General features: G+C 74.5%; 19 protein-coding genes. 12 read left to right on the forward strand and 7 right to left on the reverse strand.

What is annotated here, in order from left to right:
* Nucleotides 1–18: 18 nt before the first annotated feature.
* The 3 genes from tsaB to tsaD are packed head-to-tail and all read left to right on the forward strand — an operon-like array spanning nt 19 to nt 2,097.
* A complete protein-coding gene (gene tsaB, locus BLP29_RS09245) occupies nt 19–621 on the forward strand; it encodes a tRNA (adenosine(37)-N6)-threonylcarbamoyltransferase complex dimerization subunit type 1 TsaB (RefSeq protein WP_092802689.1) in 603 nt (200 codons plus the stop codon).
* Between the two features lie 14 nt (nt 622–635).
* Nucleotides 636–1,055: a ribosomal protein S18-alanine N-acetyltransferase gene (rimI, locus tag BLP29_RS09250; RefSeq protein ID WP_092803266.1), complete on the forward strand. Its 420-nt coding sequence runs from the start codon at nt 636–638 to the stop codon at nt 1,053–1,055.
* Nucleotides 1,048–2,097 (forward strand): tRNA (adenosine(37)-N6)-threonylcarbamoyltransferase complex transferase subunit TsaD, encoded by a 1,050-nt coding sequence (gene tsaD / locus BLP29_RS09255; protein ID WP_092802690.1) that lies wholly within the window; start codon nt 1,048–1,050, stop codon nt 2,095–2,097. The genes rimI and tsaD overlap by 8 nt, the downstream gene beginning before the upstream one ends.
* An 84-nt stretch (nt 2,098–2,181) precedes the next feature.
* Here the strand turns inward: tsaD and BLP29_RS09260 are convergent, their stop codons facing one another.
* A complete protein-coding gene (locus tag BLP29_RS09260; RefSeq protein ID WP_092803269.1) occupies nt 2,182–3,405 on the reverse strand; it encodes a class I SAM-dependent methyltransferase in 1,224 nt (407 codons plus the stop codon).
* A gap of 184 nt (nt 3,406–3,589) precedes the next feature.
* Here BLP29_RS09260 and groES point away from each other — a divergent pair, with 184 nt between their 5' ends.
* Both groES and groL read left to right on the forward strand, forming a co-directional pair.
* On the forward strand, nt 3,590–3,898 hold the full coding sequence (gene groES / locus BLP29_RS09265; RefSeq protein ID WP_091061468.1) for a co-chaperone GroES: 309 nt from the start codon (nt 3,590–3,592) through the stop codon (nt 3,896–3,898).
* A 162-nt stretch (nt 3,899–4,060) separates the two neighbouring features.
* Complete coding sequence (gene groL, locus BLP29_RS09270; RefSeq protein ID WP_092802691.1) at nt 4,061–5,701, forward strand: chaperonin GroEL; 1,641 nt, start codon at nt 4,061–4,063, stop codon at nt 5,699–5,701.
* 152 nt (nt 5,702–5,853) lie between these two features.
* Here the strand turns inward: groL and BLP29_RS09275 are convergent, their stop codons facing one another.
* The gene (locus BLP29_RS09275; RefSeq protein WP_092802692.1) at nt 5,854–6,153 is read right to left on the reverse strand and encodes a WhiB family transcriptional regulator; all 300 of its coding nucleotides are present in this window, start codon (nt 6,151–6,153) and stop codon (nt 5,854–5,856) included.
* A 292-nt stretch (nt 6,154–6,445) separates the two neighbouring features.
* Here BLP29_RS09275 and BLP29_RS09280 point away from each other — a divergent pair, with 292 nt between their 5' ends.
* Nucleotides 6,446–7,198 carry a LuxR family transcriptional regulator gene (locus BLP29_RS09280; protein WP_092802693.1) on the forward strand — a complete coding sequence of 251 codons (753 nt, stop codon included), beginning with the start codon at nt 6,446–6,448 and terminating at the stop codon, nt 7,196–7,198.
* 38 nt (nt 7,199–7,236) lie between these two features.
* Complete coding sequence (locus BLP29_RS09285; RefSeq protein WP_207798388.1) at nt 7,237–8,325, forward strand: glycosyltransferase; 1,089 nt, start codon at nt 7,237–7,239, stop codon at nt 8,323–8,325.
* Between the two features lie 24 nt (nt 8,326–8,349).
* Here BLP29_RS09285 and BLP29_RS09290 read toward each other — a convergent pair whose 3' ends face one another.
* Entirely contained in the window at nt 8,350–8,757 is a 408-nt protein-coding gene (locus tag BLP29_RS09290; protein ID WP_092802695.1) for a DUF5319 family protein, read from the reverse strand.
* A gap of 108 nt (nt 8,758–8,865) precedes the next feature.
* Between BLP29_RS09290 and guaB the strand changes: the two genes are divergently transcribed.
* The 3 genes from guaB to guaA are packed head-to-tail and all read left to right on the forward strand — an operon-like array spanning nt 8,866 to nt 13,100.
* Nucleotides 8,866–10,401 carry an IMP dehydrogenase gene (guaB, locus tag BLP29_RS09295; protein WP_481268991.1) on the forward strand — a complete coding sequence of 512 codons (1,536 nt, stop codon included), beginning with the start codon at nt 8,866–8,868 and terminating at the stop codon, nt 10,399–10,401.
* Between the two features lie 12 nt (nt 10,402–10,413).
* Nucleotides 10,414–11,535 (forward strand): GuaB3 family IMP dehydrogenase-related protein, encoded by a 1,122-nt coding sequence (locus tag BLP29_RS09300; protein WP_092802696.1) that lies wholly within the window; start codon nt 10,414–10,416, stop codon nt 11,533–11,535.
* A 2-nt stretch (nt 11,536–11,537) separates the two neighbouring features.
* On the forward strand, nt 11,538–13,100 hold the full coding sequence (gene guaA, locus BLP29_RS09305; protein ID WP_092802697.1) for a glutamine-hydrolyzing GMP synthase: 1,563 nt from the start codon (nt 11,538–11,540) through the stop codon (nt 13,098–13,100).
* Nucleotides 13,101–13,218: 118 nt separating this feature from the next.
* Here guaA and BLP29_RS09310 read toward each other — a convergent pair whose 3' ends face one another.
* Entirely contained in the window at nt 13,219–13,683 is a 465-nt protein-coding gene (locus tag BLP29_RS09310; protein WP_092802698.1) for a hypothetical protein, read from the reverse strand.
* Entirely contained in the window at nt 13,676–14,620 is a 945-nt protein-coding gene (locus tag BLP29_RS09315) for a PspC domain-containing protein (RefSeq protein ID WP_092802699.1), read from the reverse strand. The genes BLP29_RS09310 and BLP29_RS09315 overlap by 8 nt, the downstream gene beginning before the upstream one ends.
* Nucleotides 14,621–14,744: 124 nt before the next feature.
* Between BLP29_RS09315 and BLP29_RS09320 the strand changes: the two genes are divergently transcribed.
* Entirely contained in the window at nt 14,745–15,929 is a 1,185-nt protein-coding gene (locus BLP29_RS09320) for an ATP-binding protein (RefSeq protein WP_243469813.1), read from the forward strand.
* On the forward strand, nt 15,926–16,582 hold the full coding sequence (locus BLP29_RS09325) for a response regulator (RefSeq protein WP_092802705.1): 657 nt from the start codon (nt 15,926–15,928) through the stop codon (nt 16,580–16,582). Before BLP29_RS09320 ends, BLP29_RS09325 begins: the two co-directional genes overlap by 4 nt.
* On the opposite strand, the gene BLP29_RS09330 is transcribed toward BLP29_RS09325, so the two are convergent.
* Both BLP29_RS09330 and BLP29_RS09335 read right to left on the reverse strand, forming a co-directional pair.
* Nucleotides 16,579–17,316 (reverse strand): PIG-L deacetylase family protein, encoded by a 738-nt coding sequence (locus BLP29_RS09330; RefSeq protein WP_092802708.1) that lies wholly within the window; start codon nt 17,314–17,316, stop codon nt 16,579–16,581. The genes BLP29_RS09325 and BLP29_RS09330 overlap by 4 nt on opposite strands.
* A gap of 40 nt (nt 17,317–17,356) precedes the next feature.
* A complete protein-coding gene (locus BLP29_RS09335) occupies nt 17,357–17,629 on the reverse strand; it encodes a chorismate mutase (RefSeq protein WP_092802711.1) in 273 nt (90 codons plus the stop codon).
* Nucleotides 17,630–17,781: the final 152 nt, after the last annotated feature.

The raw sequence follows: 17,781 nt of genomic DNA on the forward strand, positions 1-17,781 counted from the left end.
CGGCTAACCTGGTCCGTCGTGCTCACCTTGGCCATCGACACCGCGACGCCGACCCTCGTGGTCGGGGTCGCCGACGGCGACCGCGTGCTGACCGAGGCCGCCGTCCCGTCGGGCACCCGGCACGCCGAGCTGCTCACCCCCACGGTCACCGCCGTGCTGGCCGAGGCCGGCGTGGCGCTGCGCGACGTCGGCCGGTTCGTGGTCGGGCTGGGCCCAGGCCCCTACACCGGCCTGCGGGTCGGCATCGTGACCGCCGCGGCCCTCGGCGACGTGGTCGGCGCCCCCGTGCACGGGGTGTGCTCCCTGGACGCCGTCGGCACGGGCCCCCGCGTCGTCCTCACCGACGCCCGGCGCAAGGAGGTCTACTGGGCCGCCTACGACGGCGACCGGCTCACCGGCCCCGACGTCGGACGCCCCGAGGACCTCGACCTGCCCGACCTGCCGGTGGTCGGCGACGACCGGTTCGCCGAGCGCCTGGGCCGCCCGGTGACCGCCGCGGAGGTCACCACCGCAGGCCTGCTGCGCGCCGTCCCCGGCGGCGACCCGGCCCCGCTGACCCCGCTCTACCTGCGCCGACCCGACGCCGTCCCGAACATCACCCGCAAGCCGGTCTCGCGGTGATCGAGCTGCGGCCGATGACCGCTGCGGACCTCACCGCCGTCATGCGGCTGGAGGAGGAGCTCTTCGCCCCGGACACCTGGACCCGGGCGATGTACGTCGAGGAGCTCGGCATGACCGACACCCGCAGCTACACCGTCGCGGTCGAGGACGACGAGGTCGTGGGCTACGCCGGCCTGATCGCCTACCCCGACGAGGCCCACGTGGCCACGATCGGCGTCACCGGCTCGCGGCAGGGCCGGGGCATCGGCGGGCGGCTGCTCGACGCGCTGCTGGCCGAGGCCGACCGGCGCTGCCCCGTCGTGCTGCTCGAGGTGCGGGCATCCGACGAGGCGACCCAGGGGCTGTACGCCCGGCGCGGGTTCGTGCCCATCGGGGTGCGGCCGAACTACTACCCGAACAGCGGCGAGGACGCGGTGGTGATGAAGCGTGGCTGAGGACCCGACGGGGCAGGCGCTCGTGCTGGGGTTCGAGACCAGCTGCGACGAGACCGGCATCGGCCTGGTGCGTGGGCGGACCCTGCTGTCCGACGCCCTCGCCACCTCGATGGCCGAGCACGAGCGCTTCGGCGGGGTGGTGCCCGAGATCGCCTCGCGGGCGCACCTGGAGGCGATGGTGCCGACCGTGCACCGCGCGCTCGCCGACGCCGGGGTGACCGCGGGCGACGTCGACGCCGTCGCGGTGACCAGCGGGCCAGGGCTCACCGGGGCGCTGCTGGTCGGGGTGGCGGCGGCGAAGGCGTACGCGCTGGCGCTCGGCGTCCCGCTGTACGGGGTGAACCACCTGGCCGCGCACGTCGCGGTCGACGAGCTCGAGCACGGCCGGCTGGCCGAGCCCAGCATCGCCATGCTCGTCTCCGGCGGGCACAGCTCGATCCTTCTGGTGCCCGACCTCTCCCAGGACGTGCAAGAGCTCGGCCGCACCATCGACGACGCCGCCGGCGAGGCCTTCGACAAGGTCGCCCGCGTGCTGGACCTGCCCTTCCCGGGCGGCCCGCCGATCGACCGTGAGGCGCTCGCCGGCGACCCGCGCGCCATCGCCTTCCCGCGCGGGCTCACCGGCCCGCGCGACGCGGCCTACGACTTCTCCTTCTCCGGGCTCAAGACCGCCGTCGCCCGGTGGGTGGAGGCTCAGCAGCGCGACGGCGTGCCCGTGCGCGTCCCCGACGTCGCGGCGAGCTTCCAGGAGGCCGTGGTCGACGTCCTCACCGCGAAGGCCGTGCGGGCCTGCCGCGACCACGGCGTGGACCACCTGGTGATCGGCGGGGGGGTGGCGGCGAACTCGCGGCTGCGCGCGGTCGCCCAGGAGCGCTGCGACGCCGCCGGCATCGTGCTGCGGGTCCCCAGCCGCCGGCTGTGCACCGACAACGGCGCCATGGTGGCCGCGCTCGGGTCCCGGTTGGTGGAGGCCGGCGTCACGCCCAGCGACCCCGACCTCGGCGCCGACAGCTCGCTGCCGATCACGGTGGTCTCGCGCTAGGAGGAGGACCCGATCGCCCCACGTCGTGCTCCGCACGCCGTGGGGCCCTGCGACCTGGCCGGCACCGCCACCGCAGCTGCGCACTCACGGCTCGCAGAGCAGGACGGTGGGGACGTCGGCCACCCGGGTGACGACGACGACCGCCCGGCCCTCGCCCTTCCCGCGCAGCTGCTTGACCAGGGCCTCGGGCTCGACCGCCGACCCGCGCCTCTTCACCACGACCCGCCCGATGCCGCGCTCGCGCAGCAGCCCCCGCAACCGCTTCACCGAGAACGGCAGCACGTCGGTGATCCGGTAGGAGGTCACCCACGGGGAGTCGGCGGGGGCGTCGGAGGTCAGGTAGGCGATCTGCCCGTCGACCAGGGTGGCGCCGAGCTGGTCGGCGACGGTGGCCACGAGGCCCGAGCGGATCACCGCGGGGTCGGGCTCGTGCAGCCACCCCCGCGGCGCCGCCACCGGTGCCCGGCCCGGGTCGGCGTCGGCGCACAGTTCGTGCACGGCACCCGCCCGGACGACCGTCGCGCGCCGCCAGGTGGTGGACACCCCACGGCCCCACAGCAGCGCCTCGACGATCGAGCCGCCCACCGACACCCACTCGGCCTCGACCCCCTCGGGCACCCGGTCGTGGTCCAGGCCCGGTGCCACCTTGACCACGCAGCAGGGCACGGCGTCGAGCAGCGCGACCACGGTCGACCACGGTGGGGACCATCCCGCGGGGTCCAGGACGCGGCGTCCCCCCGCGCGCCGGGCGGGGTCCAGGACGGCGGCCGTGCACCCGGCCACCCGGCCGTCGCGGGCGGCGGCCACCAGCTCGACGACGTCGGCGTCGCGGACCTGCACCGCCAGCCCGAGGGCCGCGGCGTTGTGCGCGGTCAGCTCGCGGGCGACCGGGTCCCGGTCCACGGCGACGACGTCGGCGCCGGCCCGGGCCAGCGCGAGGCTCTCGGTGCCGGCCGCGCACCCGAGGTCGACGGCGGTGGTGGCCCCGCCGGCCAGCAGCCGGGCGGCCCGGCGGTCGGCGAGCTCGGGTCGGCCCGCCTGCTCGAGGGTGTCTCCGGTGAACAGCATCCGGTCGGCGTCGGGGCCGAAGGCGGCGCGGGCCTTCTCCCGCTGCCGGGCGACGCCCCAGGCCGGCCCGCCCAGGTCGGCGCCGAACTCGGCGCGCAGCCGCGACAGCGCCGCGACGACGTCGGTGCGGTCGGCCAGCAGGGCGCGCGCCCGGGCCAGTGCAGCGGCGCCCTCGGGGGTGGCCAGCGCGCGCAGCTGACGGACGACTTCCTCGACGGGCTGCTCGACCTCGGACGGCACCGGCACAGCGTGGACCATCCGACCGGGGGAGCGGGGGGCGACCCGCTTGAGCGGCTGGCACTCGGGTGGGTAGAGTGCCAATCGACACGGGCCGGGCCTGACCCCCGCGACGGCAGAACCCGGCCCCCGTGCCACAGCATCAGCACCATCCACTGCTCGTCGGACGAGAAGGGGGAGTCACCACGTGACCACCGCCACCAAGGTCAGCATCAAGCCGCTCGAGGACCGCGTCGTCGTCCAGGCCAACGAGGCCGAGACCACCACGGCCTCCGGTCTGGTCATCCCGGACACGGCCAAGGAGAAGCCCCAGGAGGGCACCGTCGTCGCCGTCGGCCCCGGCCGCATCGACGACAACGGCAACCGCGTCCCGCTGGACGTGAACGTGGGCGACGTCGTCGTCTACTCGAAGTACGGCGGCACCGAGGTGCGCTACGCCGGCGAGGACTACCTCGTGCTGTCGGCCCGCGACCTGCTGGCCGTCGTCGAGAAGTAGAAGGACCACGTCGCCCCCCACCGTGCGCTCCGCGCCCGGCGGGACCCTGCGACGTAGCCGTTCCAGCACGACCCTGAACCGCCCCGGGCGACCCGAGCACCACCGGGTCCCGGGGCGGTTCTCGTTCCCCATGCCCTGAACCACCCGATCGAGAGGTCTTCCGTGCCCAAGATCATCCACTTCGACGAGGACGCCCGGCGTTCCCTCGAGCGCGGCGTCGACAAGCTCGCCGACGCCGTGCGCGTGACCCTGGGCCCCCGCGGCCGCAACGTGGTCATCGACAAGAAGTTCGGCGCCCCGACCATCACCAACGACGGCGTCACCATCGCCCGCGAGGTCGACCTCGAGGACCCCTTCGAGAACCTCGGCGCGCAGCTGGCCAAGAACGTCGCCACGAAGACCAACGACGTCGCCGGCGACGGCACCACCACCGCCACCGTGCTGGCCCAGTCGCTGGTCCACGAGGGCCTGCGCAACGTCGCCGCCGGGGCCAACCCGACCGCGCTGGGCCGGGGCATCCACGCGGCCGTCGCCGCCGTGCAGGCCGCCCTCGACGAGGTCGCCATCCCGGTCGACGAGAAGCGGGCCATCGCCCACGTCGCCACCATCTCCGCCCAGGACGCCGTCATCGGCGACCTCATCGGCGAGGCCATGGAGAAGGTCGGCAAGGACGGCGTCATCACCGTCGAGGAGTCCAACACCCTCGACACCGAGCTGGTCGTCACCGAGGGCCTGGCCTTCGACAAGGGCTACCTGTCGCCCTACTTCGTGACCGACCAGGAGTCGATGGAGGCCGTCCTCGACGACGCCCTCGTGCTGCTGGTGTCGGGCAAGGTCTCGGCCCTGGCCGACCTGCTCCCGCTGCTGGAGAAGGTGCTGGGCTCCGGCGCCCGCCCGCTGCTCATCGTGGCCGAGGACGTCGAGGGCGAGGCGCTGTCCACCCTGGTGGTCAACTCCATCCGCAAGACGGTCAAGGTCGTCGCGGTGAAGTCGCCGTTCTTCGGCGACCGTCGCAAGGCCTTCATGCAGGACCTCGCCGTCGTCACCGGCGGCCAGGTGGTCACCGAGGACGTCGGCCTCAAGCTGTCCGAGGTCGGCCTCGAGGTGCTCGGCACCGCCCGTCGGGTCACCGTGACCAAGGACGACACCGTCCTGGTCGACGGCGGGGGCCAGCCCACCGCCGTGTCCGACCGGGTCGCCCAGATCCGCCGCGAGATCGAGGCGACCGACTCCGACTGGGACCGGGAGAAGCTGCAGGAGCGGCTGGCCAAGCTGGCCGGCGGCATCGGCGTCATCCGCGTCGGGGCGGCCACCGAGGTCGAGATGAAGGAGAAGAAGCACCGCATCGAGGACGCCATCGCCGCGACCCGCGCTGCGGTCGAGGAGGGCGTCGTCCCCGGTGGTGGCTCCGCGCTGGTGCACGCCGCCGCGGCGGTCGACGCGCTCACCCTGACCGGTGACGAGGCCACCGGTGCCCGGTCGGTGCGCAAGGCCCTGGACGCCCCGCTGACGCAGATCGCGTCCAACGCGGGCTTCGAGGGTCCGGTCGTGGTCGGCAAGGTGCGCGAGCTCGGTGTCGGCCACGGCTTCGACGCCGCGACCGGCGAGTACGGCGACCTGGCCGCCCAGGGCGTCATCGACCCGGTGAAGGTGACCAAGGCCGCCCTCGGGCACGCCGCCTCCATCGCGGCGATGATCCTGACCACCGACTCCGCGGTGGTCGAGGCACCCGAGGAGACCCACGAGCACGCCGGCGGCGGCCACCACGGCCACAGCCACGGCGGCCACGGCCACTCGCACTGACGGAAGGGCCCCCTCGCCCCCCCGGGGTGCACGCTCCGCGCGCACCCCGGGGCCCGGCGAGGGGGCCGTTCCAGCACCTCACCATGACGAAGGGCCGGTCGACCATCCGTGGTCGACCGGCCCTTCGTGGTTCGGGGGGAGTGCCCCCTGCGTCAGACGCCGACGCGGAGGGGGGCGTTCTCGGCGGCGATGAGCCGGGTGCGCTCCTCCTCGCTCATGCCGCCCCACACGCCGTAGGGCTCGCGCACGCTCAGGGCGTGCTTCAGGCAGGCGTCGATCACGGGGCAGGTGCCGCACACGGCCTTGGCGGCGGCCTGGCGGCGGGCCCGGGCGGGGCCGCGCTCGCCGTCGGGGTGGAAGAACAGCGACGTGGACTCACCACGGCACGAGCCGTGCAGTTGCCAGTCCCAGACCTCGGCGACGGGGGTGGGCAGGCGGCGGATGTCAGCCATGGGGTGGTCCTCCTGTACTCGGGCCGGCCGGGGTGCTGCCCGGCGCTCAGCCCCCACTGCCCGGTCGTGATCACGTCCAAACCGAACCGGACCAACCTTCTTCTGCGGGATCGGCCGATCTGTGCTTGCCGGTCGCTCCCCGGCACCACCACGCACGCCCCTCACCCGGCGGGGTGACACCCGCTGGGCACCTGGGCGGCGGGCGATCAAGGTGGGTGGCGCCCCCGCCGACCACCGGGTGGGGGACACGGACGCCCCCGATCGGGTGCACCCGGTGAGGACAGGAGCTGACGTGATCGAGGACAGGACCCGCAACGCGGTCAACGGGGGCAACGGCTCCACCCTGGGCGGAGCCACCGTCTGGGTGTTCGACGAGCGTCGGCGGGTGCGCGACGACGTCGCCGCCCGCCTGGTCGCCCTGCCCTTCGTCGGTCGCGTCGAGGCCGTCGGCGACGCCGCGTCGCTGCTGGCCCGCCTGGCCACCCGTCAGCCCGACGTCCTCATGGTCGGCACCCAGCGCGCCACCGACAACGGCCTCGCCGTCGCCACCCAGGTGCTGCGCACCCACCCCGCCCTGTCGGTCGTGGTGCTCGGCGCCCCCGACGACGCCGAGACCGTGCGGGCCGCCGTCGCCACCGGGGCCCGCGGGTACCTGCGCTGGGACGCCTCCCCGGTCGAGATGGGGCTGGGCATCTCGCGGGCCGGCCTGCGCGTCGAGCCCGGCAGGGGTCCGCACGCCGGCCCCCTGTCCTCGGTCGGGGCCTCCTCCGCGCCGGCGTGGTCGGGGTCCAGCGCCCTCGTGTCCTCCGGCCCCACGGTCCGTGCCGCCGTCCGGGTCGACGTGCCGGCGGTGTCGCTGTCGGTCCGTGAGATGCAGGTGCTGACCGGCATGAGCCAGGGCAAGAGCAACGCCCAGATCGGCCGTGAGCTCTACCTGTCCGAGGACACGATCAAGACCCACGCCCGCCGGCTGTTCCGCAAGCTCGGCGCCAAGGACCGCGCGGAGGCCGTCGCCACCGGCTTCCGCCGGGGCATGATGAGCTGATCCGCACCCCCAGCTGGCGCCTGCTAGCGTCCGCCCACGTGCAGGTCAGCGTCGTCGTACCGACCTACAACGAGTCGGCCACGGTCGTCGAGCTGCTGCGTCGCGTCGACGCCGCGGTCGGTGGTCCGCGCACCGAGGTCGTGGTGGTCGACGACTCCACGGACGGCACGGCCGACCTCGCCCGCGAGGTGGGCAGCACGCTGCGCTCGGACGTCGTGGTCATCCACCGCGACCAGCCCACCGGAGGGCTGTCCGGTGCCGTGGTCGCCGGGCTGCGCGCCGCGCGCGGCGCGCAGTGCGCCGTCATGGACGCCGACCTGCAGCACCCGCCCGAGGACCTGCCCCGGCTGCTGGCCGCCCTGGACGACGCCGACGTGGCGGTCGCCTCCCGGTACACCGCGGGCGGCGGGGCCGACGGCCTGTCCAGCTGGCTGCGGCACGGCGTCTCGCGGGTCACCACCCTGGTCACCCGGGCGATGTTCCCCACCCGGCTGCGGGCCTGCACCGACCCGATGACCGGCTTCTTCGCCCTGGACCGCAGTCGCGTCGACCTCGCCGAGCTGCGGCCCAAGGGCTTCAAGATCCTGCTCGAGATCCTGGTGCGTCGCCGGCGGTCGGTGGCCGAGGTGCCCTTCACCTTCGGCCCGCGCCGCGCCGGCACGTCGAAGGCCTCGCTGCGCCAGGGCCTGTGGTTCCTCTGGCAGCTGGTCGACCTCCGCTTCGGCCGCATGTCCGGGTTCGCGCTCATCGGCGCCCTCGGTGCGGTGGCCAACGTGCTGCTGGTGTCGGTGCTGGTCGCGCTGGGGATGCCGTTCCTGCCCGCGGCGGTGATCGCCGCCGAGGTCACGATGGTCGGCAACTTCGTGCTGCAGGAGAAGTTCGTGTTCGGCGACCTCGTCGCCGGGGCCGAGTCGGTGCGCCGCCGCTTCCTGAAGTCCTTCGCGTTCAACAACGTGGAGAGCGCGATCCGCATCTCGCTGGCGTGGTGGCTGGTCTCGCACGGGGTGCTGCACAGCGCGATCGCCACCGCGGTCACCCTGGCCGTCGCCTTCGTGGCCCGGTTCGTGTTCCACGCGCTGGTGGTCTACCGGCCGCGGGAGGACACCCGGGTGCCGGTCGCCCGCTGAACCCTCCGTCCAGCTGCGGCCGGCTCAGTCCTCGCGGGCGTGGCGACCGGCCGTGCGGCCCTCGCCCTGCCCGCCGCCGGGCTCGTCGGCCTCCGCGCGGGCGGCCACCCCGTCGGCGTAGCCGCTGGCGTAGTCCCAGCTGACGTAGTCGTCGGGGTCGGGGTCGAAGGGCGGTTCGTGCCGGCCGGTCTGGCCCTCGTCGAGCAGCTGCCGCAGGTTGGCCTGCATGAGCGCCCAGTCGACGTGGTGCTCCTCGTCGCAGTCGGGGCAGTCGACGACGATGCCCTTCACCCCAGTGGGCTCCAGCAGCGTGCGGAACACCTCGAGGTCGGCCAGGTCGTCGAGCACGCCGGCGCGCTCCTCGGGCGACAGCGGGGGCGGCGGGGAGGCGTCGTCGTCCCCACCGGCGAAGGTGTCGTCCCACGAGGTCACGCGGTCGAGGGTAGGCGTCCCTGGGGTGTGACGGGGGCGGCAGCCTACGATCAACTGGGTACCGCTGCGCCGTCCCGGCGCCTGTCCGCGGTGCTCCCCGGACGAGAGGTGGCGGCACCCGTGCAGCCCGACGCCAGCACCCCCGAGCTCCCCGCGAAGTTCGCGCCGCTCGGCCTGACCTACGACGACGTCCTGCTGGTGCCCGGTGCCTCCGACGTCGTCCCGGCCGAGGTCGACACCTCCTCCCTGCTCACCCGCGGCATCAGGCTGGCCATCCCGCTGGTCTCCAGCGCCATGGACACCGTGACCGAGGCCCGCATGGCCATCGCCATGGCCCGGGCCGGCGGCGTGGGCATCCTGCACCGCAACCTCGCCGCCGAGGAGCAGGCCGGCCAGGTCGACCTGGTCAAGCGCTCGGAGTCCGGGATGATCACCAACCCGGTCACCTGCTCGCCCGGCGACACCCTCGCCCACGTCGACGCCCTGTCCGGCCGCTACCGCATCTCCGGGGCGCCCGTGGTGGACGAGGACGGCGTGCTGGTCGGCATGGTCACCAACCGCGACATGCGGTTCGAGTCCGACCACGCCAACCGGCTCGTGCGCGACGTCATGACGCCGCTGCCGCTGGTCACCGCCCCGGTCGGGGTCGACGGCGAGACGGCGCTGGCCCTGCTGCGCCAGCACAAGGTCGAGAAGCTGCCGCTGGTCGACGACGCCGGCCGGCTGCGCGGGCTGATCACCGTCAAGGACTTCATCAAGCGCGACCAGTACCCCAACTCCACCAAGGACGCCGACAACCGCCTCGTGGTGGGTGCCGCGCTCGGCGTGGGCGAGGACGCCTACAAGCGGGCCGGCCTGCTGGTCGACGCCGGCGTCGACGTCCTCGTGGTCGACACCGCGCACGGCCACCAGCGCGCCGTGCTCGAGATGGTGGCCCGGGTGAAGAAGGACTTCGCCGGGGTGGGCCACGGCGTGCAGGTGGTCGGCGGCAACGTCGCCACCCGGGCCGGCGCGCAGGCGCTGGTCGACGCCGGGGTCGACGGCGTGAAGGTGGGCGTGGGCCCGGGCTCGATCTGCACCACCCGCGTGGTCGCCGGCGTCGGCGTCCCGCAGGTCACCGCGGTCTACGAGGCGTCCCTGGCCTGCAAGCCGGCCGGCGTGCCGGTCATCGCCGACGGCGGTCTGCAGTACTCCGGCGACATCGCCAAGGCGCTGGTGGCCGGGGCCGACACCGTGATGCTGGGCAGCCTGTTCGCCGGCGTCGAGGAGGCTCCGGGCGACCTGGTCTTCATGAACGGCAAGCAGTACAAGTCCTACCGCGGCATGGGGTCCCTGGGCGCCATGCAGAAGCGCGGCAACCAGTCCTACAGCCGCGACCGCTACTTCGCCGACGACGTCCTGTCCGACGACAAGCTCGTGCCCGAGGGCATCGAGGGCCAGGTGCCCTACCGCGGCGCGCTGTCGGGCGTCGCCCACCAGCTCGTCGGCGGCCTGCGCGCGTCGATGGGCTACGCCGGCGCGGCCACCGTCGCCGAGCTCCAGGAGAAGGGCCAGCTCACCCGCATCACCGCGGCCGGCCTGACCGAGAGCCACCCGCACGACATCCAGATGACCGTCGAAGCTCCCAACTACCGGGCCCGGTGACCAGCAGTGCCAGTGCGTGACAACGTCGAGATCGGGCTGAACCGCTTCGCCCGCCGCGGCTACGACCTCGACGAGGTCTCCATCGTGCCCAGCCGGCGCACCCGGGACGTCGACGACGTCTCCACCGCCTGGCAGATCGACGCCTTCCGGTTCGACATCCCGCTGGTGGCCAGCCCCTCGGACGCCGTCATGAGCCCGGCCACCGCGGTGGCCGTGGGCAAGGCCGGCGGCCTCGGCGTGCTCAACGCCGAGGGCCTGTGGACCCGGTACGACGACCCCACCGACGTCTACCGGCAGCTGCGCGAGGCCGCGGCGTCGGGCACCTCGGCCACCGCGCTCCTCCAGCAGATCTACCGCGAGCCGGTCCGCCCCGAGCTGGTCACCGCACGGGTGAAGGAGCTGCGCGACTCCGGCGTCACCTCGGCGGTGCGCATCAGCCCGCAGCACACCGAGGCGCTCGCGCCGGCCGTGCTGGCCGGCGGGGTCGACCTGCTGGTCATCCAGGGCACGATCGTCTCCGCCGAGCACGTCACCACCCAGGACGACTCCCTGAACCTCAAGGAGTTCATCGCCGACCTCGACGTCCCGGTGATCGTGGGCGGTGCGGCCGACTACCAGACCACGCTGCACCTCATGCGCACCGGCGCGGCGGGGGTCATCGTGGGCGTCGGCGCCGACAGCGCGTCGACCGGCGACCACGTCATGGGTGTGCGGGTGCCGCTGGCCACCGCCATCGCCGACGCCGCCGCGGCGCGCCGCGACTACCTCGACGAGACCGGCGGGCGGTACGTGCACGTCATCGCCAACGGCCGCATCGAGACGTCCGGGGCGATCGCCCGGGCGCTGGCCTGCGGGGCCGACGCCGTCCAGCTGGGCGAGCCGCTGCGCTCGGCGTCCGAGGCCCCGGCCGGCGGCGCGTGGTGGGACTCCGTCGCCGCGCACCCCCGCCTGCCCCGCGGCGAGGTCACCGGTCCGGTCGGCGCCGGCGCGCCGCTGGAGCAGGTGCTCAACGGCCCCGCCGTCGAGGCGGACGGCCGCACCAACCTGTTCGGCGCGCTGGCCCGCACGATGGCCAAGACCGGCTACCGGGACCTCAAGGAGTTCCAGCGGGTCGACCTGGTCATCGGGGGCTGAGCATGGACTTCCCCACGGTGCTCGTCGTCGACTTCGGCGCGCAGTACGCCCAGCTGATCGCCCGCCGCATCCGCGAGGCCGGGGTGTACTCCGAGCTGGTGGGCTCCGACGTCCCCGTCGCCGAGGTGCTGGCCCGCAAGCCGGCGGCCATCGTGCTGTCCGGCGGGCCGTCCTCGGTGTACGCCGAGGGTGCCCCGCAGGTCGACCCGGCGCTGTTCGAGGCCGGCGTGCCCGCCTTCGGGATCTGCTACGGCTTCCAGGCCATGGCGCAGTCCCTCGGCGGCACCGTCGCGCACACCGGTGACCGCGAGTACGGCGGCACGCCGCTGACCGTCACCACCGGCAACCGCCTGTTCGGCGAGACCCCGCTGGAGCAGTCGGTGTGGATGAGCCACGGCGACGCCGTCTCCGCGGCTCCGCCCGGCTTCACCGTCACGGCCACCTCCACCGGCGCACCGGTGGCGGCGTTCGAGGACGTCGACCGCAGGCTCGCCGGCGTGCAGTTCCACCCCGAGGTCAAGCACACCGCGCACGGCCAGACGGTGCTCGAGCACTTCCTGTTCGACATCGCCGGGCTGGAGAAGACCTGGACGATGGCCAACGTCGTCGAGGAGCAGGTCGAGGCGGTCCGCGCGCAGATCGGGGACAAGCGAGCGCTGTGCGCGCTGTCCGGCGGCGTCGACTCCGCCGTGGCCGCGGCACTCGTGCAGCGGGCCATCGGCGACAAGCTCACCTGCGTCTACGTCGACCACGGGCTCATGCGCGAGGGCGAGACCGAGCAGATCGAGCGCGACTTCGTCGCCGTCACCGGCGCGGACCTCCGGGTGGTCGACGCACGCGAGCAGTTCCTCACCGCGCTCGCCGGGGTCAGCGACCCCGAGCAGAAGCGCAAGATCATCGGTCGCGAGTTCATCCGGGTGTTCGAGCAGGCCGCCACCGACGTCGTCGCCGATGCCCAGGCACACGGCGAGACCGTGGAGTTCCTGGTGCAGGGCACCCTGTACCCCGACGTCGTCGAGTCCGGCGGCGGCACCGGGACGGCGAACATCAAGAGCCACCACAACGTCGGGGGGCTGCCCGAGGACCTCACCTTCACCCTCGTCGAGCCGCTGCGCACGTTGTTCAAGGACGAGGTGCGCGAGGTCGGCCTGCAGCTGGGCCTGCCCGAGTCGCTGGTGTGGCGCCAGCCGTTCCCGGGCCCGGGTCTGGGCATCCGCATCGTCGGCGAGGTGACCGCCGAGCGGCTGGACACGCTGCGCAAGGCCGACGCGATCGCCCGCGCCGAGCTCACCGCCGCGGGGCTGGACCGCGAGATCTGGCAGTGCCCGGTGGTGCTGCTGGCCGACGTCCGCTCGGTCGGCGTGCAGGGCGACGGCCGCACCTACGGCCACCCCGTGGTGCTGCGCCCGGTCTCCAGCGAGGACGCCATGACCGCGGACTGGACCCGGCTGCCCTACGACGTGCTGGCGAAGATCTCCACCCGGATCACCAACGAGGTGGCCGAGGTCAACCGGGTGACCCTCGACGTGACGAGCAAGCCCCCGGGCACCATCGAGTGGGAGTGACCCCGCACCCCCAGCACTGATCAGGGGGGTGCACGGAAGTCCGTCCTCCTCCACCGGATCCGGTGGAGGAGGACGGACTCCTGCGTCGGAGGACGGGGACGGTGGGTGAGCCAGGACCTCAGGCCCGGGTCCGCCGGAGCTCGTTGACGAGCAGGCCCGCGCCGGCGACGACCAGGACGACGGCGACGAACCCGCCGCCGAACATCCACCCCGGCAGCGAGGTGCCGACCAGGCCGAGCACCGCCACCAGGCAGAACACAGCGGCCGCGGTCAGCGCGAGGAGGTCGGGCAAGCGGCGTCCGGGCAGCGGGGCCACGCCCGTGCCCGTGCGGGCCCCGGTCCCGGCGGCGGTACCGGGGTCGACGCCGGCGCCGGCGACGGGCGGCGAGGCCCACGTGCTGCCCCCGTCGAGCAGGACGGCGGTGTCGCGCCGGTCGGCCTCCAGGGCGGGGTGGACGGCGTTGTCGCGGTGGGCGGTGTCGTGCTGGTCGCTGGCCTGGTCCGGGTGCACGGCGGTCTCCTCGGTCTCGTGCGGGGTGGTGGGCGGAGCGGGGTCGGGTTGGGGACGGCCGGGCTCAGCCACGGGTCACCGTCACGTCGCCGATGCCGGACTCGATGGTCAGCACGATCTCGGGCGTGCCGTCGTCGGTCCACCGCTGCCCCCCGGTGCCGGGGAAGAACCCACCCCGGGACCCGCCGTCGAGGACGTCGGCCTCGCCGACCCCGTTCTGGACGTCGACCTGGACGTCGGCCGATCGGGGCACCACGACCTCCACGTCGCCGATGCCGGCGTTGACCGACGTGGTGATCGGCCCGGTCAGGTCGGCCAGGTCGATGTTCGTCAGGTCGAGGTCGAGGTCGCCCACCCCGTTCTCGTAGCTGGACTGCACCTGGTCGGCGGCCCGCGGGAACTCGCTCCGGTCACCGACGCCCCCGGGGGCGCGGTCCCGGAAGCCGTGGCCCGCCGAGGCCACCACGACGGCGAAGGACAGCAGGACGCCGAGCGTGATCAGCGGCCCCCGGGAGGACCGCCCGCCGACGAACGCGCCGACACCCAGCCCCACCCCGACCACGAGCAGCGCGGTGCCCAGGAAGACGACCGGGCCCGGGTCCCACGGGGTGAGCCAGGCGACCAGCGACACCACGCCGAGGGACAGGAGCAGGGCGGCGACGGTGATCCCGGGGACCGGGGAGCGGGGCTCGGCCGGCTGGGGCGCGGCCACGGGCCCGCCGGCGGCGTCGACCGGGCGGGCCGGCATCAGCAGCCAGAGCAGCACGTACACCAGGAAGCCCGTGCCGCCGGCGAACACCAGGGCGATGAAGCCCACCCGCCACAGCAGGGCGTCGATGCCGGTGTACTCGGCCAGTCCGCCGCCGACGCCGCCGATCACCTTGTCGGTGCGGCTGCGGCGCAGCGGCGGTCGCGGCGCCGAGGACGGCGGCGGGGTCGCACCGGCCGGGGGCTCGGGGTAGGGCGGCAGCGGGGGAGGGGGAGCCTGCGGCGGGGATGGGGTCGTCATGCCGTCCAGCCTGTCGACGAGGGGGGCCCGACGGTATCGGGGAACACCCCGGTCCGTCCCTGATCCGGCCCCGTCAGGGTGTTCCCCGATGTGCCCGCCCACCCGCGCCGGGCACGATGGTCCGGTGACCACCACCGCCCCGCCGGCCGGCCCCGCCGTCGGCACCTCCCGGCCCCCGCTCCTGCGGGTCCGCGAGGGACGTGTGCTCGGCGGTGTGGCGGCCGGGACCGCCGACCACCTGCGGCTGGACCCGGTGCTCGTGCGCATCGCCTTCGTGCTGCTGGCCGTCGCGGGTGTGGGCGTGGTGGGCTACGCCCTGCTGTGGTTCTCGATGAGGTCCGCGCCGGAGGGCCACGTGCGCCCCGGGACGGCGAGTGCCCCCACGCGGCGGCACGTCGTCGGGTTGGTGCTGCTGGGCCTGGTGGCCCTCGTGCTCTCCAGCCAGCTGGACACCCTGGCCCGCAGCGACGTCGTCGTCCCCCTGGTGCTGGCCGGGGGTGGGCTGGCCGTCATCTGGTACCAGCTGGACACCGGCCGCACCGACGCCCGCTCGGCCCGCTGGGGTCTGGTCATCGGCGTGCTGCTGGCCGGGGGCGGGCTGTTCCTGCTGCTGGCCACGACCGGTCAGCTGGCCAACGCCCGCAACGGCTTCGTGGCCACCCTGGTCGTGCTGATCGGCATCGGGCTGGCCACCGCACCGGTGTGGCGCCGGCTGCTGGACTCCCGGTCGGCCGAGCGGGCCGCCCGCATCCGCTCCGAGGAGCGTGCGGCGGTGGCCGCCCACCTCCACGACTCGGTGCTGCAGACCCTCGCCCTGGTGCAGAAGCACGCCGGTGACCCGGTGCAGGTGACCCGGCTGGCCCGCGGCCAGGAGCGCGAGCTGCGCAGCTGGCTGTACTCGCCGCGGGCGGGGGCGTCGGGCACCTGGGCGGCGACGGTCGAGGCGATCGTCGCCGAGGTCGAGGCCGACCACGAGGTGGCGGTCGACCCGGTGGTGGTGGGCGACCTCCCCGTGGACGAGGCCGTGGAGGCCCTGGGCCGGGCCACCCGGGAGGCCGTCGTCAACGCCGCCAAGCACGCCGGGGTGACCACCGTCGACCTCTACACCGAGGTGACCGCCGACGCGGTGACGGTGTTCGTGCGCGACCGCGGGACGGGCTTCGACCCGGCGACGGTGCCCGCCGACCGCCGCGGGCTGCGCGACTCGGTCGTCGGCCGGCTGGCCCGGGTCGGCGGGACGGCGGACGTGCACTCCGCGCCCGGGTCGGGCACGGAGGTCGAGCTGGTGCTGCCGAGGAGGACGACGTGACCGAGCGGGTGCGGGTGTTCCTGGTCGACGACCACGCGATGGTGCGGTCGGGCGTCCGGGCCGAGCTGGGGGACGCCGTCGAGGTGGTCGGCGAGGCCGCCGACGTCGCCGAGGCCGTGGCCGGGGTGCGCGCGACGCGGCCGGACGTCGTGCTGCTCGACGTGCACCTGCCCGGCGGCGGCGGTCGTGCGGTGCTGGAGACGGTGCGGGCGGAGCTGCCCGACGTCCGGTGGCTGGCGCTGTCGGTGTCCGACGCCGCCGAGGACGTCATCGCCGTCATCCGGGCCGGCGCCCGCGGGTACGTCACGAAGACGATCAGCGGGCCGGACCTGCGCGACGCCGTCGTGCGGGTGGCCGGCGGGGACGCGGTGTTCTCCCCGCGGCTGGCCGGCTTCGTCCTCGACGCCTTCTCCGCCGGTCCCGCCGTCCCCGCGCCCGCACCGGACACCGACCCCGGGCTGGACCTGCTGTCGGCGCGGGAGCGGGAGGTCATGCAGCTGCTGGCCCGTGGCTACACCTACCGCGAGATCGGCCAGCGGTTGTTCATCTCGGTGAAGACGGTGGAGTCCCACGCCTCGAACGTGCTGCGCAAGCTCCAGCTCTCCAACCGCAACGAGCTCACCCGCTGGGCGGCGACCAACCGCCTGCTCTAGGCGGTGTGCACGATGTGGAAAGCCTCTGCGAGGCGGCCGTCGGGGAGGCCGTGGGTGCGGGCGGTCTGCCGCATCCAGCCACCGACGAACTCGCGCAGCTGACCCTCCGGCTGGTGCGCGACCTGGGTGACGTGCGACCCGAGCGCGGCGAACTTGCGCTCGGCGGTGTCGGTGACGTCGACGGCGTGCTGCGCCCGCGGGCTGGCCGACAGCCACACCTCGGACACCGTCCACGCCTCGAGGCCCTCGTCGGCCAGCAGCTCGGGGAAGGCGAAGGGGTTGCGGGCGTCGGGGTAGACCGCACGCAGCGTGGCCTCGCCGACCGTCATGTGGTCGGGGTGGCTGGCGCCGACCCGGTCCCACATGCGCTCGGGGGAGGTGGTGAGCACCCGGTCGGGGCGGACCTGACGGATCACCCGGGCGATGTCGCGGCGCAGGTCGAGCGTCTGCTCGACCCGGCCGTCGGGGTAGCCCAGCCAGTGCAGCTGCGTGACGCCGACGTGCGCGGCGGCGGCGGTCTGCTCGGCCCGGCGCAGTGGCCCCATCTGCTCGCGGGGGGTGTCGTCGAAGCCGCCGGCGTCGCCGTCGGTGACCAGGCAGTAGACGACCTCGGTGCCGGCGTCGGTCCAGGTGGCCACCGTGCCCGCGCTGCCGAAGTCGACGTCGTCGGGGTGGGCCAGCACGCACAGGACGCGGTCGACGTGCTCGGCGGGGGGCTGGGCGGGTGCGGTCACACGGGGCTCAAGTCCGCTCGCGGGGTGGGTGTTCCCGGGCTCACAACCGGCCGCGGCCCTGGCGGAGCAGCATCATGCCCAGCGCCGCGCCGTCGGTGCCCAGGGCGTCCTGGAACTTCGCGAGCACCTGCTGCTCGCGGGACAGCGAGAGCCGGGTGCCACCGGTGGAGCGGCGGAGCGTCCCGATCTCCCGCGAGATGGCCAGGCGCTGCTGCACCAGCCGGATGATCTCCGCGTCGCAGGCGTCGATCTCTCCGCGGAGCTCGCCGATGCGGGTGGTCGGGTCGACGGCGGCGTCGGTGGTCGTGCTCATGGTCGTCCTCCTGGTGGGAGGGCCGTCGGACCCCGGAGACGAAGAAACCCCGGGCTCCTGGGCCCGGGGTTCGTCTGTCAGTGGCTAGCGCTGAGGGACGGCGACCGGTACCCGGTGGCCGTAGTAAAAGCTCTGCGCGCTCAGCACGAGGG

Origin of the sequence: Klenkia marina (genome assembly GCF_900101025.1) — a bacterium.
In the GTDB taxonomy this organism is placed as follows: Bacteria; Actinomycetota; Actinomycetes; order Mycobacteriales; family Geodermatophilaceae; genus Klenkia; species Klenkia marina.